The organism is Paraburkholderia sp. USG1, assembly GCF_031570135.1.
Taxonomy (GTDB): Bacteria; Pseudomonadota; Gammaproteobacteria; order Burkholderiales; family Burkholderiaceae; genus Paraburkholderia; species Paraburkholderia dioscoreae.
In genome coordinates this window covers 43078-66474 of sequence record NZ_JAMWXW010000007.1, presented here as the reverse complement: position 1 = coordinate 66474, position 23397 = coordinate 43078, and the positions used below count along the sequence as shown (strand labels likewise).

Here is a 23397-nt window from a genome sequence, read left to right as displayed (position 1 = left end):
GCGATTGCAGATTGAGCAACCCACGTAACCGATTGATTGATGTTGATGCACGAAACAGATTCACCATTGCGCACTTCCTTGTCCAACGACGTCGTCACGATCACCGCGCACGCCGACGTCTGCTTCGCCGCAGGGCGCCATCATGAAGCGATTGCCGCTTACGAGCGAGTCCTCGCGGAACAATCGCAAAACGTACACGCGCTCCACCGTCTCGGCCTCGCGTCATTTCGCGTCGATCGGCCCGAACGGTCGCGCGAGTATCTGGATCGGGCCTTGAACATTGCGCCCGAGCGCGCGGATATCTGGGAGCATCGCGGCCTGATTGCCGCGCTGGGCGGCGAGCTGATCGCCGCCGAAGCGTTCTACCATCGCGCCATGAGCCTGGGTGGCGGCACTGCGAGCCTGCATCGCAATCTGGGCGACTGTCTGAAGCTGTCGATGCGCCTTGCCGAGGCATGCCGGCACTATCTCGATGCGCTCGAACTCGAGCCGGCATTGCATCATGCCGTGCGCGCGCTTGCGCGAATCAGTACGGAACTCGATCGCCGCGAGGACGCAGCGGACTGCTGGCTACGCGCGTGGACACTCGACTCGACGCATCTGCCGGACGCGCTCGAACTGATCGCGGCGCTGTCCGCGGCGCAGCGTGATGCGGAGATCGACGACCTGCTCGCCGGGCTGCGCAGCCGTTTCGCCGCCGACGCGTCCGCGTTGCAACAGGTGGCTTATGCCCTGAACGGCGTGGAGCGTTTCAAGGACGCGGTGAGTGTCGCTCTTGAGGGCCTCGGCGTCGATCCGCACAACGGCTGGCTGCATCACAACGCGTCGTTTGCGTTCAACATGCTGGGCGAGTTCCGCGCCATGCATGCCCATGCCGTGGAAGCCGCGCGGCTGATGCCCGATCATCCGCTGATGCAATTCAATCTGGCTGCCGCCCAACTGCGCGCGGGCGATTTCCGAAGCGGCTGGAAGCAATACCGGTGGCATGAGGCATTGCCGGAAAATCGCGATCTGGCTCGCCCCGCTTATCCGGAGTGGCGGGGCGAGCCGGTGGCGGGGCGCCGCTTTCTGCTCGTCGGCGAGCAGGGGCTTGGCGATCAATTGCAGTTTCTGGGCATGGCCGACTGGCTGCATCGGCATGGCGCGCGGGTCGACGTCTGGGTCGAGGTGCCGCTGGGCGACGTGGCGCGTCTCGCGGCCGGTGTGCATGCCGCGTGGACCACCGCGCCGCCCGGACCGTACGACTACTGGTGCCGGATGCTCAGAATGCCGGAGCCCATGAAGCTGGATCTGCCGATGTTGCCGCTCGCCACGTCCTATCTGCGTGCGGCCCCGGCCCAGATGCAGCGTTGGCGCCGCCGTCTCGCCGCAATCGGTCCGGTAGATGCGCGCGGTCCGTTCAGAAAGCGCGTCGGCATTGTCTGGGCCGGCAATCCGGCTTACGGGCTCGATCGCTACCGGTCCATTCCGTTGCCCCAATGGCTGCCGGTTCTGGAGCAGACCGGCGTGAGATGGTTTTCGCTGCAAAAGGGCGACGCGCAGAACGAGGCGGCGGCGTGGCGCGCGGATATCGACATGCACAGGTTTGGGCCGGAGATCGGCACGTTCGCCGATACGCTGGCGATCGTGCAGTCGCTCGATCTGGTCATTACGGTGGATACCGCGATTGCCCATCTGGCTGGCGCGTGCGGCACGCCGGTCTGGGTGCTGGTACCCACGTTTACGGACTGGCGCTGGATGACGGAGCGTGACGATAGTCCGTGGTATCCGTCGGCGCGTCTGTTCAGGCAGCGCGAGCTGGGGCGGTGGGATCCGGTGCTCGAAGAAGTCGCACAAGCGTTGCGCGAGTTTGTCGCCGGCTGAAAATGAAGGCGCGCTCAGGCGCGAGCTGAGCGGCGGAGAAGCGGAACTAACCGGGAGCGGCAGTCCAGTCGAGGTGCTTCGCGACCCGCGGCGTAGTGGACGGATTTTGCTGAAGGATAGAGCGTGCCCGGTGCGGAATGGTCCGACGTCCGCGCCGTTATAATCCGACACCATGTCTATCCGTTTCGTTGCCGCCGACGCCCACTGGCGCGTCGCTCCCTTGCCCGGCCTGAGCGCCGCGCAGAAAGACTGGCTGACCCGTGGTGGTTCACTGACCGCGCATCTGCGCGCGCTCGGCGCGGTCGCGGTTCGCGTGACGCGCGAAGGCGTCGCGCTGCCGTGGGCCGACGAGCACGCCGCGCTCGGCCTCGCGCCGCGTGTGCCGGTCTGGGTGCGCGAAGTCGTGCTCGCGGTCGACGGCGTGCCGTTCGTGGCGGCGCATAGCGTCGCGCCGCTCGCCGCGAGTGCCGGCGTGTGGCAGGCCATGCGGCGCTTGCGCACGCGGCCGCTGGCTGAACTGCTGTATAGCGACAGCAGCGTGGCGCGTTCGTCGCTGGTGAGCCGCAGGCTGACCGCGCGGCATCCGCTCTATCGCCTCGCGGCGTGCGCGATCGAGAGCCTGCCGCCGCACGCGCTGGTCGCGCGCCGCTCGGTGTTCGAGCGCCACGGCGCGCCCTTGATGGTGACCGAATGCATGCTGCCGGCGCTGTGGGCGCATCTGGCCACTGTGTCCGGGGCTGGCATATCAGGCGACTGGTCTGCGCATCCGCGCGTGCGCGAACACGGCCGTCCGCTCGAACACACCGCCTCGCGCGCGCATCCCGCCACGCGCGCGTCCGACGAGCAGCGCCGCTGATGCTGCGCGGCTTTCCTCCCGTCGTCGCCGCGGATACGCATACGCTGATTCTCGGCAGCTTTCCCGGCGAGGCGTCGCTGGCCGCGACGCAGTATTACGCGCATCCGCGCAACCAGTTCTGGCGGCTTCTCGGCACCGTGCTCGACGAGCCGCTCGCCGAACTCGGCTACACAGAGCGTCTGCGGCGCGTGCTGGCTCACGGCATCGGTGTGTGGGACGTGCTCGCCGCCTGCACGCGCGAAGGCAGTCTCGACGCGGCGATCCGCAATGCCAGCCCCAACGATTTCGCTTCATTGCGCGAGCACGCGCCGAAGCTCGCGAAAGTCTGCTTCAACGGCAAGACGGCGGGCCGCTTCGCGCCGGTGATCGGTGCGGCGGGCTACGTCACCCTGGTATTGCCTTCGTCGAGTCCGGCGAATGCTATGCTCTCCTTCGACCAAAAATTGCGTCTTTGGCGCGACATCCTTACATGACGAAATTGATCAAGCGCGCTTCGGCTGAAGCGCGCGCCTTCCGCAACCGTGACGCTGATGCCGCCGGCGGAAAACAGAAAACACAGAAAGAGCACCACGCCATGCGCAATAAAAAGCGCGCCTCGCTCGGCGACGATCTGCACGACGCGCCGCAAATCGAAGCGCCGCGCAAGCCTCGTTTCGCGCCGGTGACATTCTCGGAAGAGGGCGGCGTGCGCTTTCTGCATTTCGGCACGGAGTGGGTGCAAGGCGCCATGCGTCTGCGCAAGCCGGATCACATCGAACTGGAATACGCGGAGCAGATGATGGCCTGGCTGCTGTTCATCGAAACACCGAAGCGTATCGTCCAGCTCGGTCTGGGCGCCGCGGCGCTGACCAAGTTCGCGTACCGCTTCCTCAAGCGCGCGAAGGTCGAGGCGGTGGAAGTGAACCCGGCGGTCGTAGTGGCCGCGCGCACGATGTTCGAACTGCCGCACGACGACGCGCGGCTGACCGTGCATGAAGCCGATGCATGGGACTTCGTCAACGACCGCGCCAACCACGGCACGATCGGCGCGCTGCAGATCGACGTCTATGACGCGACCGCGCGCGGCCCGGTGCTCGACAGCGTGGGCTTTTATCGCGCGGTGCGCGCGTGTCTGACCGACGCGGGCGTGGTGACGGTGAACCTGTTCGGCGATCATCCGAGCTTCGTGCGCAACATGAAGCGCTTGAACGAAGCCTTCAACGGCCGCGTGGTCGCGCTGCCGGAAGTGCATGACGGCAACCGCATCGCGATCGCGTTTTCGGGGCCGCCGCTCGAGGTGCCGTTCACGGCGCTGCAAACGCGCGCGAAGCTGATCGAAACCGAACTCGGTCTGCCCGCGCGCAAGTGGATCAAGGGTTTGCAGGAATCGACCGGACAGACCGGCGCCTCGTTCTCGATCTGATTCCGGCGCCGAAGGTGGTTGGGCTCGCGTACGCCGGTGCGGCCCAAGGCAGCGCGCAGGCTCGATAGCCCCGCCTCGGCGCCGGGCGTCGTTGCGCCCGCGCGACGCTTGCGCGCGCCGCCATTCATCGCGCATCGAGCAGCCGGTCCGCGTCCATGCGACACAGGCCGGCCTCTCAACCAGGCCGCGCGGCCTCTCACGTGCGCCGTCCCATTGCTTCGAACACGCCCGTTCGGACACCATCCCGCCGACCCCGAAAGCACGCTCGTGCTCGGGTCGTCCCTGCTTGACCGCGCGTTCGCGGCTCCTATACTCTTTCGGAGCTTTCGGGGCGCCCGTGGCCATCCGCCGTGGGTCCACCACCCGTCAAACACGGGCCAACATTTCAATAATAGGGAAGAGGAGACGTCATGGCTCACGACGCCGACGCGAACAAAGCCAGCAAGCACTGGCTCTGGTTGCTGCTGTTGCCCTGGATCGCGATGATCTGGGTGCCGTCATATAACAAGGTCGAACCGGTGCTGTTCGACTTTCCGTTCTTCTACTGGTATCAGCTCCTGTGGGTGCTGATCAGCGCGGTCATCACGGCGCTCGTGTACTTCAAGACCAAGACGCGCTCCAATGGCCGTCCGCAGGGGGGCGCACGATAATGAACGCCACAGCTACCTTCGTCTTCGTGCTGTTTTTCGTCGGCGTCACGATTCTCGGCTTTATCGCGGCCCACTGGCGGCGCGGCGATCTCGCGCATCTGGAAGAGTGGGGTCTCGGCGGCCGGCGCTTCGGCACCATCGTCACCTGGTTCCTGCTGGGCGGCGACCTGTACACCGCGTACACCTTCATCGCCGTGCCGGCGTTGGTATTCGGTGCGGGCGCAACCGGTTTCTTCGCGCTGCCGTACACGATCCTGATCTATCCGTTTGCGTTCGTCGTGTTCCCGAAACTGTGGAGCATCGCCAAACGTCAGGGCTACGTGACATCGGCGGACTTCGTGTCGGCGCGCTATGGCAGCCGCATGCTCGCTCTGGCGATCGCCGTGACCGGCATCGTCGCGACCATGCCGTACATCGCGTTGCAACTGGTCGGTATCGAAGTGGTGATCGGCGCGCTTGGTTTCGACACCAAGGGCTTTGTCGGCGACCTGCCGCTGATCATCGCGTTCGCGATTCTCGCGGCGTACACGTACACCTCGGGTTTGCGCGCGCCGGCCATGATCGCGGTGGTCAAAGACATCCTGATCTACATCACGATCTTCGCCGCGATCATTGTGATTCCGCCGCAGTTGGGCGGCTTCGGGCATATCTTCAGCGTGGTGCCGCCGGCCAAGCTGTTGCTGAAGGCGCCGGACGTGTCGAGCCTGAACGGCTACAGCGCGTACGCAACGCTCGCGGTGGGCTCGGCGCTCGCGCTGTTCCTGTATCCGCACTCGATCACGGCGGTGCTCTCGTCGAAGTCGGGTAACACGATTCGCCGCAATATGGCGATGCTGCCGGCTTACTCGCTGGTGCTCGGCCTGCTTGCGCTGCTCGGCTTCATGGCGCTTGCCTCGGGCGTGAAGGACATGCCGGAGTTCGCACCGTACTTCAAGGCGTTCGGCCCGAACTTCGCGGTGCCGGCGCTGTTCCTGCATTACTTCCCGTCGTGGTTCGTCGGCGTGGCGTTCGCGGCAATCGGCATCGGCGCGCTGGTGCCGGCGGCGATCATGTCGATCGCGGCCGCGAACCTGTACACGCGCAACATCCACAAGGAGTTCGTCAACCGCAACATGACGCATGAGCAGGAGACCAATGTCGCGAAGCTGGTCTCGCTGATCGTCAAGGTCGGCGCGGTGGCGTTCATTCTCGGCCTGCCGCTCACGTACGCGATTCAGTTGCAACTGCTCGGCGGTATCTGGATCATCCAGACGCTGCCGGCCATCGTGCTGGGTCTGTACACGCGCGTGCTCGACTATCGCGGCCTGCTGATCGGCTGGGCGGTCGGCATCGCAACCGGCACGTGGATGGCGATTTCGCTGAAGCTGGCCGGCTCGATCTTTACGATCCACCTGTTCGGCATGGCGATTCCGGGCTATGCGGCGGTATGGTCGCTGATCGTGAATCTGGTGGTGGCGGTGGTGGTGAGCCTGCTGGTGCGCGCGGCCGGCATGCAGCGCGCCGAAGACCGCACCCGCCCGGAAGACTATCTGGACGTGGTGGAAAGCTAGGTGCGCGCGACTTGCGTCGTCCCGCCTCAACGGGTTCGGGAGCCTGAAAACTACAGCGCCCGCAGACGAAGGTCTGCGGGCGTTTGTCTTGATAGCGTACTCCAGGGCAGGATAGCGAAACCGTCCTTTACAGCTTCGAGCGCGTCCGTATGGCTTCTGCCGATTCCCACACCTTGATTCCACGCCGCTCGGCGCTCAGCCGGATGGTTCGCGCGATTACCTCGCCTTACTACCGCTATCGCCACGCCAAGGTGCTGCACAGTCTGCGTGTCGGCCTGGCCATGCTGGTTTCGATTCTGGCGACCACGGGTATCGATATTCCGCATGGCATCTGGTCTTCGGTCACCTTGCTGGTGGTGATCGGCGGCTTGCAGCATCACGGCAACATCCGCAAGAAGGCGGCCGAACGGGCGGCGGGCACGCTGCTTGGGGCATCGATCGGGCTTGCGCTGATTCTCCTGCAAAACCTGACCGGTTCGCTGCCGCTCACCTATCTGCTAATGTCGATCGTCGCCGCCATCTGCGCGTGGTTTGCGATCGGCTCGTCGGGTTATATCGGGCTGTTGACGGCCATTACCATGTGTATCGTCGCGGGCCACGGCGACAACCTGATCGACGTCGGCCTGTGGCGCACGCTGAACGTGCTGATCGGCATTGTGATCGCGTTGGCGTTTTCGTTCGCGCTGCCGCTGCATGCCACCTATTCGTGGCGCTATGGCATCGCGGCCAATCTGCGCGAATGCGCACGCATCTACACGCGCCTGCTGGAGGGCGAGACGATCAGCGAGGAAGAGCAGGTCAAGCGTTTTCTCGCAATCAACAAGGGGCTCGTGCAATTGCGTTCGCTGATGCCATCGGTGGCGAAGGAAATCGATGTGCCGCAAGCGAAGCTCGAAGAGATTCAGCGGCTGCACCGCTCGGTGCTCAGTTCGCTGGAGTTGCTGGCCACCGGTCCGCTGATGCACGCCGACGCGGTGGCGCGGGCGGCGTATGCCGGGCAATGCGGCGCGGAGGTGAGCACCGTGCGCGCGATTTTGCTGGCGATGGCGCGCGCCCTGCGTTTTGGCCGGGCGACGCACTTCAGCATTCCGGCCGCGTTGCCGCTCGCGCAGAGGCACGCCGACGCGGCGCTCAAGCTGCCGGCCGAGTTTCAGGGACCGTATTGGCTCGGGCAGCGGCTTGCCGAACAGGTTGACCGGTTGCGCGAGTTGTTGCTGGAAACGGAGCCGAACTGGAACATCGAACGGCATTCGCGGGTTTTGGCGAAGGTTTAGGCTGACCGGCGCTGGCGAGGTGGCTGGACCAGGCGCGATAGTGGGAGCCGGACCGGGCGCGATTGGCCAACCTCGCCCAGACCGCACCGATTGCGATGAACTGCACCAGTCGCACCAACTGATCAACCACGACAAGCCTCGGCCCTCGCGGCGCGAGAGCGCCCGCCGCCGCGCGCTCAACCTTCCGGCAGCGTCACCATCCACATGAGATTGAAGCGGTCCACCACCATCCCGAAGCCCTTGCTCCAGAAGGTCGGCTGAAACGGCATCATCACCTGGCCGCCGTCGGCGAGGGCATTGAAGTACTTTTCGGCGCAGGCCGTGTCGTCGGCTGTCAGCGACAGGCTGAAACCGCTCATCGGGCCGACGGCGGGATCGCAATGGCCGTCGGAGGCCATCCAGTCGGTCGAGCCCATCCGCACGTTGGCGTGCATGATTTTTTCTTCGAGGCCGGGGCGCGGCTGGTTCTGCGGATCGGGCGGCGCCTCCTTGTAGCGCATCTTGAACGTTACCTGGGCGCCGAGCTTCGCGCAGTAGTAATCGAGCGCTTCTTCGCAACGCCCGTTGAAAAATACGTAAGGTTGGACCTGCATGATCGTCTCCCGGAATAAAGGTCAGCGGCGGCGCTATCCCCGGAACAGGGCGGCGGGAGAGCGCTCGTGCAAACGATTGTAGGCGCCCGTCGGGAGGCAATTGTGACTATGTGTCATGGAGGCGGGCGACGGTTCTCACCGCCGGACGCGGCTCTCCAAACCCTCCAGAACACCGCGAGTAAACGGCGCGCGGCCCTGAACCGTGCGATCCAGGGCCGCGAGTTTCGAGCGCGGGCGTTGAGCGCCGCGAGGCGGGCTTAGCGCAGCGCGTCGATCAGCTTTTCCAGCTTGATTGCGTCCGCTGCGAAGGCGCGGATACCTTCGGCGAGCTTTTCGGTTGCCATCGCTTCGTCGTTGACGAGGAAACGGAACGACGACTCGTCGACCGGCACACGCTCGATATCCGATTCTTTGGCGATATCCGGCGACAGCTTGCGCTCCACCTTCTCGGTGCTGTCATGCAGCTTTTGCAGCAGATCCGGGCTGATGGTCAGCAGATCGCAGCCGGCCAGTTCCAGAATCTGGCCCGGCGTGCGGAAGCTCGCGCCCATCACCTCGGTTTTGTAGCCGAACTTCTTGTAGTACGCGTAGATGCGGCGCACGGATTTGACGCCCGGATCGTTGGCGCCGCCGTCTTTCGCTTCGTCCCACGCGCTGCCGGCGTTTTTCTTGTACCAGTCGTAAATCCGGCCGACGAACGGCGAGATCAACTGCGCACCCGCTTCGGCGCAGGCGGCGGCCTGGGCGAGCGAGAACAGCAGCGTCATGTTGCAGTGAATGCCTTCCTTCTGCAGCACTTCCGCCGCGCGAATGCCTTCCCACGTGGAGGCGAGCTTGATCAGCACGCGCTCCCGGCCGATGCCGTGTTCTTTGTACAGCGCGATCAGTTCGCGGCCCTTGGCGATCGAGCCTTCTGTGTCGAACGACAGGCGCGCATCGACTTCGGTCGAGACACGGCCTGGAATGATCTTGAGAATTTCGGTGCCGAATGCGATCAGCAACTGGTCGATGATTGCGCCGACCGGCTTCGACGCGTGCGCCTTGACGGTCTTTTCCAGCAACGGCTTGTAGTCGTCTTTCTGCACCGCTTTAAGGATCAGCGACGGATTGGTGGTGGCGTCTTGCGGCTTGTACTGGGCCAGCTGCTGGAAGTCGCCGGTATCGGCCACGACAGTGGTGTATTGCTTGAGTTGGTCGAGTGCGGTTGTCATGTTCGGGCCTTCAGGGCGCGCGTGCGCCGTGGTTCAGGAGAAATGAGATTGCCGCCGGCCTGCAAGGCAAACCAGGCCCGGCGGCCGCGGGTCACGCTGCAGCACTGCCCGCCATGTTGCCGGGAAACGCTGCCGAATGCTTCTATTCTATGGCGATCGCCTGATGCAGTGTTGACACTTGCCCGTGGCGATCCGTTCACACGGATTTCGAGCGGCAATTTTTCCGCCGACGATATCCGGGCATCGGCAGACATTGCCGGAACTTACAGCCGCAGCGCCGCGGTCCTTCAGGCGCGCCGCGCGGTCAAGACCACTTGCGTCAGCACGCCCGCCACCAGCCCCCAGAATGCCGAGCCGATGGAGAGCAGCGTCAGCCCTGAAGCGGTCACCATGAACGTGACCAGCGCCGCCTCGCGCTGCTTCACGTCCTGCATGGCGTTGGTGAGGCCGCCCATGATCGAGCCGAACAGCGCCAGCGCCGCGACGGAAACCACCAGCGCCTGGGGCAAGGCCGCGAACAGCGCGGCGATGGTCGCGCCGAAAATGCCGGCGATCAGATAGAAGATGCCGCACCAGACTGCGGCGGTATAACGCTTGTCGCGGTTTTCGTGCGCTTCGGGACCGGTGCAGATCGCCGCGGTGATCGCCGCAAGATTGATGCCGTGCGAGCCGAACGGCGCGAGCAGCAGCGAAGCGATGCCGGTGGTCGAAATCAGCGGCGCGGAGGGCGTGGTGTAGCCGTCCGCGCGCAGCACGGCCATACCCGGCACGTTCTGCGAGGCCATCGCGACGACAAAGAGCGGAATCCCGATGCTGACGCTGGCCGCCACCGAAAACGCCGGCATCGTGAATACCGGATGCGCTAGCGCGACGTGAAAGTGGCTGAAGTCGAGCAGCCCGAGCGCGCCGGCGGCGGCCGTGCCGACGATCAGCGTCGTCACGATCGCATAGCGCGGCGCGAGCCGTTTGACGATCAGATAGGTGAAGAACATGGTCAGCACGAGCGCGGTCTGGAACTGCGCGGCGCGGAAAATCTCGATGCCGATCTCGAACAGGATGCCCGCCAGCAAGGCCGAGGCGATGCCGGCCGGAATCCTCTTCATCAGCGCATCGAACCAGCCGGTCAGGCCGACCACGGTGAGCAGCAGCGCGCAGACGATAAACGCGCCGATCGCCACCGCATACGGCACCTGCGGCAGCGAGGCCACCAGCAGCGCCGCGCCGGGCGTAGACCATGCGATCACGATCGGCGCGCGGAATCGCAGCGAGAGGCCGATCGTGCACACGGCCATGCCGATCGAGAGCGCCCAGATCCACGACGAAATCTGCGCATCGGTCAGATGCGCGGCCTGACCCGCCTGGAACATCAGCACGAGCGAGCTGGTGTAGCCGGTCATCATCGCGACGAAACCGGCGACGATGGCGGACAGCGAAGTGTCGGCGAAGGGATTCAGGCGTCCGGGCGGCGTTGCGGCAGGGGACAATTCGGGCGATGACGACGGACTCATGCAGAAGCTTTCTTATGGTTGAAGGTAAAGCGTGAACGTGATCGGACTATTTGCTCAGCATGCGCATGGCGGTTTCGAGGCCGGCGAGCGTGAGCGGATACATGCGGTGACCGAGCACTTCGCGGATCGCGCTGACCGACTGCCGGTACGCCCACAAGCCTTCCGGCTCGGGATTGAGCCACGCGTGATGCGGGAAATGATCGGCGAGGCGGCGCAGCCATACCGCGCCGGCTTCGGCGTTGTTGTACTCCACCGAGCCGCCCGGCTGCAGCACTTCATACGGGCTCATGGTCGCGTCGCCGACGAAGATCAGCTTGTAGTCGGGCGTGAATTTGTGCAGCACGTCCCACGTCGGCATGCGCTCGGCGTGACGGCGGCGATTGTTCTTCCACAGGAAGTCGTACACGCAGTTGTGGAAGTAGTAGAACTCGAGATGCTTGAACTCGGCTTTCGCGGCGGAGAACAGCTCTTCGGTGCGCTTGATGTGGTCGTCCATCGAGCCGCCCACGTCGAGCAGCATCAGCACTTTCACCTTGTTGTGCCGCTCGGGCACCATCTTCAGGTCGAGCCAGCCGGCATTCGCGGCGGTGCTGCGGATCGTGTCGGGCAGGTCGAGCTCTTCGGCGGCGCCTTCGCGGGCGAAACGGCGCAAGCGGCGCAGCGCGACCTTGATGTTGCGCGTGCCGATTTCCACCTGGTCGTCGTAATCGCGATAGGCGCGGGCGTCCCAGACCTTCACCGCCGTGCGGTTGCCCGCCGCGTCGCCGCCGATGCGCACGCCTTCGGGGTTATAGCCGCCATTGCCGAACGGCGACGTGCCGCCCGTGCCGATCCATTTGTTGCCGCCTTCGTGGCGCTCTTTCTGTTCGTCGAACAGTTCCTTCAGGCGCTCCATGAGCTTGTCGAGGCCGCCCATTGCTTCGATCTGCGCTTTTTCTTCCGGCGAGAGATCGCGTTGCAGCTTCTTCTTCAGCCAGTCGAGCGGGACGTCGAAAGCGAGCTCCGAGGCTTGCGCGACGCCGTTGAAATACGCGCCGAACGCCTGGTCGAACTTGTCGAAATATTGCTCATCCTTGACCAGCGTCATGCGCGCGAGATAGTAAAACTCGTCGAGCGACGGCGCGATCACGTTGGCTTTGAGCGCATCGAGCAGCGTCAGGTATTCCTTCACCGACACCGGCAGCTTGGCGGCGCGCAGCGAGTAGAAGAAGTCGATCAGCATGCTGGGTCCTGTGCGGCGGCGGGTGGTCGGTGTGGCGCGCTGTTCGATGGCGGCCTCGCGGCGGCGACCCGGCGCTCAGTCAATGATCGGTCGACGCCCGGTCAACCGATCAACCATCAATCAACGGTTATTGCGGTTCATGAAGATCAGCCGCTCGAACAGGCTCACGTCCTGCTCGTTCTTCAGCAGCGCGCCGTGCAGCGGCGGAATGATCTGCTTCTGGTCGGACGAGCGCAGCGCTTCGGGCGGAATGTCTTCGGCAAGCAGCAGCTTGAGCCAGTCGAGCAGTTCCGAGGTGGACGGCTTCTTCTTCAATCCGGCGACGTTGCGCAGTTCGAAAAAGCTCTGCATGGCGGCCGCGAGCAGTTCCTTCTTGATGCCGGGATAATGCACCTCGACGATCTGCTGCATAGTGACCGGATCGGGGAACTTGATGTAGTGAAAGAAGCAGCGGCGCAAAAACGCGTCGGGCAGTTCCTTCTCGTTGTTCGACGTGATGATCACGAGCGGGCGCTGTTTCGCGCGGATCAGCTCGTGCGTCTCGTACACGTAGAACTCCATGCGGTCGAGTTCGCGCAGCAGGTCGTTCGGGAATTCGATATCGGCCTTGTCGATCTCGTCGATCAGCAGCACGGTTTGCTCCTCCGACTCGAACGACTGCCACAGCACACCCTTGACGATGTAGTTGCGGATGTCCTTGACGCGCTCGTCGCCGAGTTGCGAATCGCGCAGGCGCGACACCGCGTCGTACTCGTAAAGACCCTGCTGCGCCTTGGTGGTGGACTTGATGTGCCACTGCAGGAGCGGCATGCCGAGCGCGGCGGCGACCTCTTCGGCGAGCATGGTTTTGCCCGTGCCGGGTTCGCCCTTGATCAGCAACGGGCGCTTGAGCGTCATCGCGGCGTTGACCGCGAGCTTGAGGTCGTCGGTGGCGACGTACTGCGATGAGCCTTCGAAACGCATGGCGAGATGCTCTTTTTCGGGGAAAAAACCCAGTATAAGTCAGAAGACCTGTTGGCCTGAAACCGGCTCGCGTAAGGTGTCACCCGCGCCGTTGCAGGGCGCGGCAGGCGCGTACACGGCGCTGGCGGGCGGCCCGGATGCTCGGCCGGCAGACCCGGCGGGCGGTCACGCCGGGTGATCAGGCTGTCGCAGCGTTGAATGCGGTGTTGAACCGCCGCGCCGGACCGGCACGCGACGGCAGCCGCCCCGCCTTGCGGAGCAGGCGCGGCGGAGCAAAACGGCGCTAGGCGTGGTTTTGCGACGGGCGGATGGGCCGCCGGCCCCGCGCGGTGGACGTTTGGCGCGGCGTCGCGGTACAATTAGCCCGATTTTTTTGGCCTGCGTGGCTACCCTATAAGAATAACGGCGCGGGCCGTTGCCTTTTTGGTCGCCCGTTTCCCCTCAAGCCAGGTTACATGCTATGAATAAATTCGTTGGCAAACACGTCGTGATCGCAGCGCTGTCGGTGCTCGCGGGCTATGCGGCCAGTGCGCAGGCAGCGGATGTCGTCGGCAACGCTAAGGCGGGCCAGGGCAAGGTCGCGATGTGTATCGGCTGCCACGGCATTCCTGAATACCGCACGGCTTACCCTGAGGTCTACCGCGTGCCGATGCTCGGCGGCCAGAACCAGGCGTACCTCGAAAACGCCCTGCACGGCTACAAGAAGGGCGACCGTCATTTCGAAACAATGCGCGCCATCACCGCGTCGCTGTCGGATCAGGATATCGCCGACATCGCCGCCTACTACGCCGCACAAAATTCCTCTTCGAAAAGCAATCCCGACAAGTGATCGGCTGCGGTCATCCATCCAGTCACTCGGCTATTAAATTCGCGGGATAGGAGAATTCATGAATAAGCCCCAACAGGCACTCCACACGGTGTTCAAGGCTGCATGCGCGTCGGCGGCAATGATCGGTCTGATTGCAGCGAACCTCGCGCACGCCGCAGACGCCGGCAACGGCAAGGTGCTGGCGGACAGCCACAACTGCGCGGCTTGCCACGGCGTGAACCTGAACAAGCCGGTGAGCCCGGAGTATCCGAAGCTTGCCGGTCAGCATTCCGATTACGTCTACTGGTCGTTGCGTCAATACCAGATGGGCAACGGCAACCCGCACTTCGGTCGCAACAACGCGATCATGCAGGCGCAGGTGCAAAGCCTGTCGCAAAGCGACATGAAAGACATCGCCGCTTATGTCGAATCGCTGAACGGCGATCTGGTGCAGAAGAAGTAAGCGAGTCGCTCGGTTCTCGTGCTGCTTTCGGATTGAACAACACCCCGCTTCGGCGGGGTGTTGTGCTTTTGGGGTTGTGCTTTTGGGGTGGTGCTTTTGCGATGTGATTCGCCGGTTCGGTGCCGGTTTCAGTCACGTGTGGCGCGCCGTTCGATGCGCTGCAGATACGCGTCCGTGTCCGGCGGCGTGCCGGTGCGCTGCGCTTCCCAGATGGTTTCGCCCAGGCAATCCATGATGGCGTGCTGCGCCTCGTGGGTCGAGCCGAGGCGTGCGGCGAGCCGTTCATGTGCCGCGCGAATGCCGGGCGGCTGGTCGATCGACAACTGTTCGGTAATGGCCAGATGCATGGACAGATGCAGGAACGGGTTGGTCTGGCCGCGTTCGGGCGAGTAGTCCTGCGCCTGCGCTGCTTCGCCATCGGTCAGGTCGGCGTGGTATTCGGGATGCTCGACGATCCAGTCGGCGGCGATTGCCTCCAGCGGCGTGAGAATTTCGCCTTGACGCTGCTTGCGCCAGGTGTCGATGAAGAAGAGACGGACTTCGTCGCGGCTGGGATTGAACATCGTGGGACCGGTGCGTTGAGTGGGGGCGTGCGGCGTAAGCCTGTAAAGCGTCAGCCCGTGAAGTGGGCGAGGCAGGCCGCCATTTTACGCCGGGGTGGCGCGGGCTGCTGGCGGCGTGGCGGCATTGATTGACGCACCGGTCTCGCTTACAGATCCGGCGCTGGCGTTTTCGGCCGGAACTCGCACAGCGGCTCGATCACGCAATGCCAGCATTCGGGCCGGCGCGCCTTGCACACATAACGGCCGTGCAGGATCAGCCAGTGGTGCGCATCCTGCTTGAACTCGGCGGGGGTGAATTTCTCCAGTGCCGCTTCGACCGCGCGAACGTCTTTACCGGGCGCGAGACCGGTTCGATTCGCAACCCGAAAGATGTGCGTGTCGACCGCGATAGTCGGATGACCGAACGCCGTATTCAAAATCACATTGGCCGTTTTGCGGCCGACGCCGGGCAGACTTTCGAGCGCTTCGCGATCCTCGGGCACTTCGCCGCCGTACTGGTCGAGCAGAATGCGGCAGGTCGCAATGACGTTCTTCGCCTTGGTGCGATAAAGGCCGATCGTCTTGATGTAGCCGGCCACGCCTTCGTCGCCGAGATCGAAAACCTTCTGCGGCGTGTTCGCAACCGGGAACATCTTGCGCATGGCTTTGTTGACCGACACGTCGGTGGCCTGCGCGGAGAGCAGCACGGCGATCAGCAGTTCGAACGGAGTGGTGTACTCGAGCTCGGTGGTTGGATGCGGATTGAGACTCTTGAGCGTCTCGTAGATGGCGCGGCGTTTGTTCGCGTTCATGCTCGGCGTGAAGGTGGGGTTAGCGCTTGTCGGACGGCGTGCCCGTGTCGTCCGCGGCAAGTCCGAGACGGCGGCGGCGTGCTTCGGCGGCGTCGATCTGGGCTTGCACGTCGGCGCTCACATGCTCGGTGTTCAGCGGGGCCTGGCCTTTGGCGGCCAGTTCTTCCTTCTTCTTGCGGGCGCGTTCGAGCGCGGCCTGGATGATCGCGCGTTTCTTTGCTTCGGCGTCCTCCACGGCGGGCGCGGCCGATGGCGCCGCGGCGCCGGCTTGCGTTGTTTCGGTAACCTGAGCAGCAGGACTGCTGCCTGCCCGCCGCGCCGCAACACGTGCCTCGGCGGCCTCGCGTTCGCGTGCGAGACGCGCTTCGCGCCGGTCATGGCGTTCGCGCGCGGCGTCGGCCTGGGGCTGGCTCCACGCGTCCCAGCCGGTCGCCTGGCCGGTGACGGGCGGCAACGCAATACAGTCGACCGGGCAGGGCGGCACGCACAGGTCGCAGCCGGTGCAGAGTTCGGCGATGACCGTATGCATCTGTTTCGGTGCGCCAACGATTGCATCGACGGGACAGGCCTGCATGCACAACGTGCAGCCGATGCAAACCTGTTCGTCGATAACCGCCAACGGACGCGGCCGTTCGACGCCGTTGGCGGAATTGAGCGGAATCACCGGCTTGCCGAGCAGGGCGGCGAGCCGGGCGATGCCTTCGGCGCCGCCCGGCGGGCATTGATTGTAGTTGGCCGCGCCGCTTGCAACGGCTTCGGCATAGGGGCGGCATGCGGGGTAGCCGCACTTGGTGCATTGCGTCTGGGGGAGCAGATCTTCGACGCGGTCTGCGAGTGTTTTGGTATCTGTCACGGTCACGACGTGGGGCTTTGGCTTGCGGCCGCACAGCTTGAACTAAATAGCACATTATCGCCGATTTCCCCAATTGCCATCCGCAATCCATGTGCCATAATCGAAGCGCTTTTTCGAAAGACCGCAGAAGGGTATTCCCCCAACCAGCCCGTTCAGTGCTGTCGGTGCAAGGCCCGAGGAGAGGCCGGCGGCACGATCCGGATAACGCGGCTCACGAAGACGATGCCACCATGAATCAGCCGAAAATCAAAAGAGATCCTGAAGGCACCCGGCGCCGCATTCTGCTTGCGGCGGCCGAAGAGTTTGCAAATGGTGGGCTATTCGGCGCGCGCGTCGATCAGATCGCCCGCCGCGCGGAAACGAATGAGCGCATGCTCTATTACTACTTCGGTAGCAAGGAGCAGCTTTTTACCGCCGTACTCGAGCACGCGTTCAGCGCGCTCAATGAAGCGGAGCGCACGCTCGAACTCAATGGCATTGCCCCGGTCGAGGCGATTACGCGTCTCGCGCATTTTGTTTGGGATTACTACCGCGATCATCCAGAGTTACTGCGTCTCATCAACAATGAGAATCTGCATGAAGCACGCTACATGCAGAAATCCACGCGCATTCGCGAAATGATCTCGCCGATCGTCGCCACGCTCGGCGGTATTCTTGAGCGAGGTCAACGCGCGGGGCTGTTTCGTACCAACGTCGATCCGCTGCGTTTCTATGTCACGCTGTCCGGCATGGGCTACTACATCGTGTCGAACCGCTTCACGCTCGAAGCCACACTCGGTCGCGATTTCAGCAGCGCGAGCGAGCGCAGCGAAGTGGTTCAGATGAACACGGAGTTGCTGCTCGCGTACCTGCTGCGGAAATAGGTCGCATCGCCCGTTGCACGTCGAGGCTTCGGGATCCTCATAAACGACAACGGCCTCCGAAGAGGCCGTTGTTGTCGACTGGCTGTGCGCGGCGCTCAGGCTTCGACTTTTTCCTTCACAACCTTCGGCGCCTTGTTGTGCTCGAGGATGAAGTCGCGCAACTGCGGATAGATGATGGTGCGCCAGCGGCGTCCCGAGAAAATGCCGTAGTGCCCGCACTTTTCCGCCGTGAAGTGACGCTTGTCTTTCTCCGGAATGCCTGTGCACAGTTCGTGCGCGGCATAGGTCTGGCCGTCGCCGGAGATGTCGTCCAGCTCGCCTTCGATCGTGAAGAGCGCGGTCTTCGAGATGTCCTGCGGCTTCACCCGTTCGCCGGCGACGTCCCACGTGCCGTCGGCCAGGCGGAATTCCTGGAACACGACGCGGATCGTGTCGAGATAGTAGTCCGCGTCCATGTCGAGCACCGCGTTGTATTCGTCGTAGAAGCGGCGGTGCGCTTCCGCGTCGTCTTCGTCGCCGCGCAGCAGGCTCTGGTAGAAATCCCAGTGCGACGCCGCGTGACGTTCCGGATTCATTGCCACAAAACCGGTGTGTTGCAGAAAGCCCGGGTAAACCTTGCGGCCTACACCCGGATAGTTCGGCGGCACCGTGAAGATCACGTTGTTCTCGAACCACTCGTACGAATGCTGCGTGGCGAGCGAGTTGACCGAAGTCGGGCTCTTGCGCGCGTCGATCGGGCCGCCCATCATCGTCATGGTGCGCGGCGTGTCTTCGCCGCGGCTCGCCAGCAGCGAAATGGCGGCGAGCACGGGCACGGTGGGCTGGCACACCGAGATCACGTGCAGATTCTTCGCGCCGATGTGGCGGATGAATTCCTGAATGTAGGCGACGTAATCGTCCAGATGAAACTCGCCGGCTTCGAGCGGCACCATGCGTGCGTCGATCCAGTCGGTCAGGTAGACCTTGTGGTCTTGCAGCAACGTGCGCACTGTGTCGCGCAGCAGCGTGGCGTGGTGTCCCGACAACGGTGCGCACACCAGCACGATCGGCTCATCTTTCAATTGGGTAACAGCGTCGCTGTCGTCTGCGAAACGCTTGAAGCGCATCAGGCGGCAAAACGGCTTCTCGATGATCGTCTGTTCGATGATCGGGATGTTGTGACCGTCTTTGACAATCTGATGAAGATTGAACTCAGGCTTTTCGTAATCTTTACCCAGCCGGTAGAGCAGTTCGTAACCGGCTGAAAGGCGCGTGGCGCCCGGCACATAGGCCAGGGGGCTAGCGGGATTCGCGAAAGATTTGGAGGCGGCCTGGGCCCAGGCGGTGAGGGGGCTCAACATAGCCCGCTGGAATTCGTGCAGTTGGTAGAGCATAGGTGCTCCGTTTAAGCGGTTCGCATGGGGCTTCGCAAACACGCGCATGGCGTTGCGGCAGGCCAAATTGGTTGTGGGCACATTGTTTTTCGGCCGACAGTCTGATCGATCATATCGAACTAAGCGTACTTGTGCAATGCAGCAATTTGCGCGCGGCTCGCACGCAAACTGTCATTAAATCATGCTACTGGCGATGTTGCCGCGCCGCTATCCGGGGTTGCCGCAGCATCAAGTTTGGTGGATCCGGTGCCGTTATGGGGCGGTTGCCCGGCCACCTGCGCCATCGCCTGTTCGTGTTTCATCAGGTTCAGGCCGGTGTGCACGAGGGCCACGTGCGAAAACGCCTGCGGAAAATTGCCGACCAGGCGCTTCGCACCCGGATCGTATTCTTCCGCGAGCAAACCGACGTCGTTGCATAGCGCGAGCAGCCGTTCGTACATCGCGATTGCTTCGTCGAGGCGGCCTTGCAGCGCCAGGTTGTCCACCATCCAGAACGAACACGCGAGAAACGTGCCTTCCCCCGGCGGCAGGCCGTCGTCGTATTCGGTGGTGCGGTAGCGCATCACGAACCCGTCGCGCATCAGATCCCTCTCGATTGCCGCCACCGTGCCTTTCACGCGCGGATCGCGCGGCGGCAGGAATCCCACCAGCGGCATCAACAGCACGCTCGCGTCGAGCTGGTCGGTGCCGTAGCACTGCGAGAACGCGTTGAGCTCGGGATTCCACGCTTTTTCGCAGACTTCCGCGTGGATTTGCGCGCGGGTGGCGCGCCATTCGTCGAGCGGGCCGTCGAGCTTGAACATTTCCGCCGACCTGATCGCGCGGTCGTAGGCGACCCACGCCATTACCTTCGAGAAGGTGAAGTGCTGACGGCCGCCGCGCGTTTCCCAGATGCCTTCGTCGGGTTCCCGCCAGATCGTGTCGAGATGGGAGAGGAGCGCGCGCTGGACGTTCCACGCGGTGTCGTCCGCCTGCAGGCCGCCTACCCGCGCGAGATGCAGCGCATTCATCACTTCGCCGTAGACGTCGAGCTGGCGTTGGCCGACCGCGTTATTGCCGACGCGCACCGGTTTCGCGTCCTGATACCCCGGCAGCCAGTCGAGTTCGAATTCGGGCAAGCGCCGCTCGCCCGCGATGCCGTACATGATCTGCAACTGATCGGGCGCGCCGGCCATCACGCGGCCGAGCCAGGAGCGCCACGCGCGCGCTTCGTCGTAGTAGCCGCCGCGCATCATCGCGAGCAGGGTGATCGTGGCGTCGCGCAGCCAGCAGTAGCGGTAATCCCAGTTGCGGGTGCCGCCGAGCTGTTCCGGCAGCGAGGTCGTGGGCGCGGCGACGATGCCGCCGGTCGGCTCGTAGGCAAGTGCCTTGAGCGTGATCAGCGAACGGCGGATCGGCTCCGCCCAGCGTCCTTCCACCGTGCCGCGCGCCGACCATTCGAGCCAGTAATTCTCGGTGCGCGCCAGCGACGTGTGCGGGTCGCGCGCCGGCGGAATGCGCAGATGCGAGGGCGAATAGGCCAGCGAAAACGGCACCCGCTCGCCCTCGCTGACGGTGAACTCCGCGATCGTCTTCATGTCCTCGCCACGCAACTGGACCGGTGTGCGCAATACGGCAGTGTCCGGTCCGACGATCGCCTTGATGCCGCTGTCGTGCGTGAGGCGGTCAACCCAGGGAATCGAGAAGCCATAATCGAAGCGCAGCACCAGTTCCATCTTCATGCGCACCGTGCCGCGTTTGCCGACCACAACCCGCACCAGTTCCGACCAGCCGTTGCCCGGCGGCATGAAGTCGATCAGCGTGACGGCGCCCTCGGGCGTTTCGAAATGGGTTTCGAGGATCAGCGTTTCGCCCCGGTAATTGCGGGTGACGGTCGGCGGCGTGTCCGAGACGGGCGAGATCAGCCAGCGGCCGTTGTCGGGCGTGCCGAGCAGGGCGGCGAAGCAGGCGCCGGAGTCGAAGCGCGGCCAGCAGAGCCAGTCGATGGAGCCCTCGCGGGAGATGAGCGCGGCCGTGTGGCCGTCGCCGACGAGCGCATAGTCTTCGATGTGTGCGGGCATGGGGAGCGAGTCAGAGTGGCGCGCGGCGAGGTGCGCCGCGCGTGGTTTCGTTGTTTCTACCGGACTCGCGCAATGCGCTTTGGTTCACCACGCAATGCCGCGAAACGCGAGTTGGTAATCTGTCAAACCAATGCCTACAATCAGATTTCAAGCCGACGCCCGGAGCTTTCCGGATGATGGACCGGCCCCGCCCATGGCGTGTACCCACGCCGTTTCCGAGGACCAAAGCTATGCTGAACCCGTCGAAATCCGATTGCATCACGATTCTCTCGGCCGCCAGCGAACTTGCCGACGATTCGATGTTGCCGCTCGATCACGGCCGTCTGGGCCTGAGCCGCAACGGCATGCTGGCCGCCGCCGCCTTTCTGGTCGAACGGGCTTGCTTCCGGCGTTATCAGGAAGGCGAGGGCAATTATGCCGTGGGCGCACTGTCGTTGCAGGGGCGGCTGCGGCTCGACCAGCTTTCGAACGGCTGACCAGCGGCGCTTCGCGCTCGCAGCGTGGTTGTCCAATGGTTGCCGGACGATTGCCGCAGCGCACCGACCGCCAACCGACTTCTTGCCTGCGGCGAGGGTGCACCGCTTCGCCGCGCCACCACGTTTTATCGCCTGCTTCGACTTCACGGCCAACGGCGTGCGTGACGCTTCGTCACGCCTCGTGTCCGGCCGCGGTTCAGGATGGCGCCGGGCCGCTACCGCGCCCGGCCGTGTGTCCCATGCTGCCTGAACCAAGCGCCGCCGGCCCTCAGAAGTGCGACGACCCCACGCCGAAGATCCCGATGATGCCGATGATGATCAGATAGAGCGCGACGATGTAGTTCAACAGGCGCGGCATGACGAGAATCAGAATACCGGCGATCAACGAAACCAGCGGGCCCAGACTGAGTGTGACGTTCATGAAGACTCCGTGAGTGAGACGCGATTGAAAAAATGCCCTGTCAGGCGGGACGATTGCTACCGCATGCTGCGCAGTGCCTGCTCGCCGGATACCTGCAGACGGGATTCGCGGCATGATCCGACACAACGCTTTTATACTTCTTTCGATAACAACAACGCTCGACCGATTGCGCGGCAGACCAGCGACACCCTTATAACCGGTTCAACCAGATAACGAATGAGGAGGAGGTCATATGCTTCGTCGTCACCGGGCCGCGATGCGTGCCGTTGCGAGTTCTCAACTGCTTTCTGCTGATTGCACTTCAATGCGCGCGGGGCAGGCTGCTCCAATACGCTCCGCCCGCTCGATAATAAAAGGTTTCGTGCTCATGGTCTCGATTGTTGCTTCGCATGCGTTTGCGCAAGATTCCGGCCCGGTCCCCGCCGACGGCGTCTATGACATGCTGGTCGGCACTTATACCGGAGGCAAGAGCGAAGGCTTGTACGTCTATCGCTTCGACACGAAGACCGGCGAAGCGACGCGGGTATCGGTCGCGCAGACGGTCAACCCGTCGTATCTCGTGGTGAGCCGCGACCGGCGCTTCGTCTATGCCGTCAACGAATTGCCCGGCGACAACGGGCCGGCCTCGCAGCGCGGCGGCATCAGCGCGTTTCGTTTCGACGCCGCGAGCGGCCAGTTGAGCTTCCTCAACAAGGTGTCGGCGGATGGCAATGATCCTTGCTATCTGAGCCTGTCGCCGGACGGCAAATATCTGCTGAGCGCAAACTACTCGGTGGCGGCCGACCCGGGCGGCAGCTTTGCGGTGTTCCCGTTGCAGGCCGACGGCCAGGTCGGCGCGTCGGTACTCACGGTGCATCACGAGGGCGGTGGTCCGGTGAAGGGCCGCCAGGACAATTCGCATGTTCACTCCACGGTGTTCTCGCCGGACGGCCGCTACCTGTTCGCGCAGGATCTCGGCGCGGACAAACTGTACTCGTACCGCTACACGCCCGATGGCAGCAGCGGCCTGTTCGGCCCGACCGACTGGCGCTACACCCAGGAGAAAGCCGGCACGGGTCCGCGCCACCTGGTGTTCGGCGCGGACGGCAAGCACGCCTATCTGACGAGCGAACTGGCCGGCACCGTCAGCACGTTCAATTACAACGACGGCAAGCTCACGCAGGTGCAGACGCTTTCGCTGACCGAACCCGGTTTCAAGGGCGCGGTGGGCGGCTCGGCGATCCACCTGTCGCCGGATGGGCGCTTTCTGTACGCCTCCAATCGCGGCGACGCGAACGACATCGTGATCTTTTCGGTCGACCCTGCCAACGGACATCTCAAGAAGATCGGGCATCAATCGAGCCTCGGCAAATCGCCGCGCGAATTCGCGATCGACCCGACCGGCAACTGGCTGATCGTCGGCAACCAGAACAGCGACACCGTGTATGTGTTCAGGCGCGACCAGCAGAGCGGTCTGCTCGAAGCGAATCCGAAGCGGATCGAGATCGGCTCGCCGGTGGATTTCAAGCTGGTCTCGCCGTCGTAAGCGACGACGAAACGTGCGATGTGACCGCGCGCGCGGGATGAAAAAACGGGTCGCTTGAACAACAGGCGGCCCATTTTTCTGCGGCGGGTTTTACGCGGGCGATGGCTCT

The 23397-nt window shown here is 63.7% G+C and carries 23 protein-coding genes; 12 read left to right on the top strand and 11 right to left on the bottom strand.

Features of this window, described 5'->3' with window-relative positions:
* The first annotated feature begins 39 nt into the window (after window positions 1-39).
* From NE850_RS11465 to NE850_RS11435, 7 genes are all read left to right on the top strand, one after another.
* Complete coding sequence (locus NE850_RS11465; protein ID WP_007175722.1) at window positions 40-1863, top strand: tetratricopeptide repeat protein; 1824 nt, start codon at window positions 40-42, stop codon at window positions 1861-1863.
* A gap of 172 nt (window positions 1864-2035) precedes the next feature.
* Window positions 2036-2719 carry a chorismate lyase gene (locus tag NE850_RS11460; protein WP_007175721.1) on the top strand — a complete coding sequence of 228 codons (684 nt, stop codon included), beginning with the start codon at window positions 2036-2038 and terminating at the stop codon, window positions 2717-2719.
* A complete protein-coding gene (locus NE850_RS11455; RefSeq protein WP_007175720.1) occupies window positions 2719-3192 on the top strand; it encodes a DNA-deoxyinosine glycosylase in 474 nt (157 codons plus the stop codon). The genes NE850_RS11460 and NE850_RS11455 overlap by 1 nt, the downstream gene beginning before the upstream one ends.
* Entirely contained in the window at window positions 3189-4121 is a 933-nt protein-coding gene (locus NE850_RS11450; RefSeq protein ID WP_007175719.1) for a hypothetical protein, read from the top strand. Before NE850_RS11455 ends, NE850_RS11450 begins: the two co-directional genes overlap by 4 nt.
* A 410-nt stretch (window positions 4122-4531) precedes the next feature.
* Complete coding sequence (locus tag NE850_RS11445) at window positions 4532-4771, top strand: DUF3311 domain-containing protein (protein ID WP_007175718.1); 240 nt, start codon at window positions 4532-4534, stop codon at window positions 4769-4771.
* Complete coding sequence (gene mctP, locus NE850_RS11440) at window positions 4771-6321, top strand: monocarboxylate uptake permease MctP (RefSeq protein ID WP_007175717.1); 1551 nt, start codon at window positions 4771-4773, stop codon at window positions 6319-6321. Before NE850_RS11445 ends, mctP begins: the two co-directional genes overlap by 1 nt.
* 149 nt (window positions 6322-6470) lie before the next feature.
* On the top strand, window positions 6471-7595 hold the full coding sequence (locus NE850_RS11435; protein ID WP_197740214.1) for an FUSC family protein: 1125 nt from the start codon (window positions 6471-6473) through the stop codon (window positions 7593-7595).
* Between the two features lie 176 nt (window positions 7596-7771).
* Here the strand turns inward: NE850_RS11435 and NE850_RS11430 are convergent, their stop codons facing one another.
* The 5 genes from NE850_RS11430 to NE850_RS11410 all read right to left on the bottom strand — a co-directional run bounded on the left by NE850_RS11430 (window position 7772) and on the right by NE850_RS11410 (window position 13092).
* A complete protein-coding gene (locus tag NE850_RS11430; RefSeq protein ID WP_007175715.1) occupies window positions 7772-8188 on the bottom strand; it encodes a VOC family protein in 417 nt (138 codons plus the stop codon).
* 257 nt (window positions 8189-8445) lie between these two features.
* Window positions 8446-9399: a transaldolase gene (tal, locus tag NE850_RS11425; RefSeq protein ID WP_007175714.1), complete on the bottom strand. Its 954-nt coding sequence runs from the start codon at window positions 9397-9399 to the stop codon at window positions 8446-8448.
* Window positions 9400-9686: 287 nt separating this feature from the next.
* Entirely contained in the window at window positions 9687-10907 is a 1221-nt protein-coding gene (locus tag NE850_RS11420; RefSeq protein ID WP_007175713.1) for a benzoate/H(+) symporter BenE family transporter, read from the bottom strand.
* Between the two features lie 46 nt (window positions 10908-10953).
* A complete protein-coding gene (locus tag NE850_RS11415; RefSeq protein WP_007175712.1) occupies window positions 10954-12129 on the bottom strand; it encodes a VWA domain-containing protein in 1176 nt (391 codons plus the stop codon).
* 120 nt (window positions 12130-12249) lie between these two features.
* Window positions 12250-13092, bottom strand: a complete 843-nt coding sequence (locus tag NE850_RS11410) for a MoxR family ATPase (RefSeq protein WP_007175711.1) — start codon at window positions 13090-13092, stop codon at window positions 12250-12252.
* A gap of 460 nt (window positions 13093-13552) precedes the next feature.
* Here NE850_RS11410 and NE850_RS11405 point away from each other — a divergent pair, with 460 nt between their 5' ends.
* Both NE850_RS11405 and NE850_RS11400 read left to right on the top strand, forming a co-directional pair.
* On the top strand, window positions 13553-13921 hold the full coding sequence (locus NE850_RS11405) for a c-type cytochrome (RefSeq protein WP_007175710.1): 369 nt from the start codon (window positions 13553-13555) through the stop codon (window positions 13919-13921).
* 58 nt (window positions 13922-13979) lie between these two features.
* Window positions 13980-14363 (top strand): c-type cytochrome, encoded by a 384-nt coding sequence (locus NE850_RS11400; RefSeq protein WP_007175709.1) that lies wholly within the window; start codon window positions 13980-13982, stop codon window positions 14361-14363.
* Window positions 14364-14491: 128 nt separating this feature from the next.
* Here the strand turns inward: NE850_RS11400 and NE850_RS11395 are convergent, their stop codons facing one another.
* The 3 genes from NE850_RS11395 to rsxB all read right to left on the bottom strand — a co-directional run bounded on the left by NE850_RS11395 (window position 14492) and on the right by rsxB (window position 16576).
* On the bottom strand, window positions 14492-14926 hold the full coding sequence (locus tag NE850_RS11395; protein ID WP_007175708.1) for a DUF1841 family protein: 435 nt from the start codon (window positions 14924-14926) through the stop codon (window positions 14492-14494).
* A 146-nt stretch (window positions 14927-15072) separates the two neighbouring features.
* Entirely contained in the window at window positions 15073-15717 is a 645-nt protein-coding gene (nth, locus tag NE850_RS11390) for an endonuclease III (RefSeq protein WP_310698750.1), read from the bottom strand.
* A 19-nt stretch (window positions 15718-15736) separates the two neighbouring features.
* Complete coding sequence (gene rsxB / locus NE850_RS11385) at window positions 15737-16576, bottom strand: electron transport complex subunit RsxB (protein WP_007175706.1); 840 nt, start codon at window positions 16574-16576, stop codon at window positions 15737-15739.
* Between the two features lie 224 nt (window positions 16577-16800).
* On the opposite strand from rsxB, the gene NE850_RS11380 reads away from it, so the two are divergent.
* Window positions 16801-17433, top strand: coding sequence for a TetR/AcrR family transcriptional regulator (locus tag NE850_RS11380; protein ID WP_035516348.1), 633 nt, complete (start codon window positions 16801-16803; stop codon window positions 17431-17433).
* A gap of 95 nt (window positions 17434-17528) precedes the next feature.
* On the opposite strand, the gene NE850_RS11375 is transcribed toward NE850_RS11380, so the two are convergent.
* On the bottom strand, window positions 17529-18806 hold the full coding sequence (locus NE850_RS11375) for a polyhydroxyalkanoate depolymerase (RefSeq protein ID WP_007175704.1): 1278 nt from the start codon (window positions 18804-18806) through the stop codon (window positions 17529-17531).
* Between the two features lie 179 nt (window positions 18807-18985).
* The gene (locus NE850_RS11370) at window positions 18986-20866 is read right to left on the bottom strand and encodes a glycoside hydrolase family 15 protein (protein WP_310698749.1); all 1881 of its coding nucleotides are present in this window, start codon (window positions 20864-20866) and stop codon (window positions 18986-18988) included.
* Window positions 20867-21096: 230 nt separating this feature from the next.
* On the opposite strand from NE850_RS11370, the gene NE850_RS11365 reads away from it, so the two are divergent.
* Window positions 21097-21342 carry a hypothetical protein gene (locus NE850_RS11365; RefSeq protein ID WP_007175702.1) on the top strand — a complete coding sequence of 82 codons (246 nt, stop codon included), beginning with the start codon at window positions 21097-21099 and terminating at the stop codon, window positions 21340-21342.
* Between the two features lie 268 nt (window positions 21343-21610).
* Here the strand turns inward: NE850_RS11365 and NE850_RS11360 are convergent, their stop codons facing one another.
* The gene (locus tag NE850_RS11360; protein WP_007175701.1) at window positions 21611-21763 is read right to left on the bottom strand and encodes a DUF3096 domain-containing protein; all 153 of its coding nucleotides are present in this window, start codon (window positions 21761-21763) and stop codon (window positions 21611-21613) included.
* A gap of 232 nt (window positions 21764-21995) precedes the next feature.
* On the opposite strand from NE850_RS11360, the gene NE850_RS11355 reads away from it, so the two are divergent.
* On the top strand, window positions 21996-23288 hold the full coding sequence (locus NE850_RS11355; protein ID WP_310698746.1) for a lactonase family protein: 1293 nt from the start codon (window positions 21996-21998) through the stop codon (window positions 23286-23288).
* The last annotated feature ends 109 nt before the right edge of the window (window positions 23289-23397 follow it).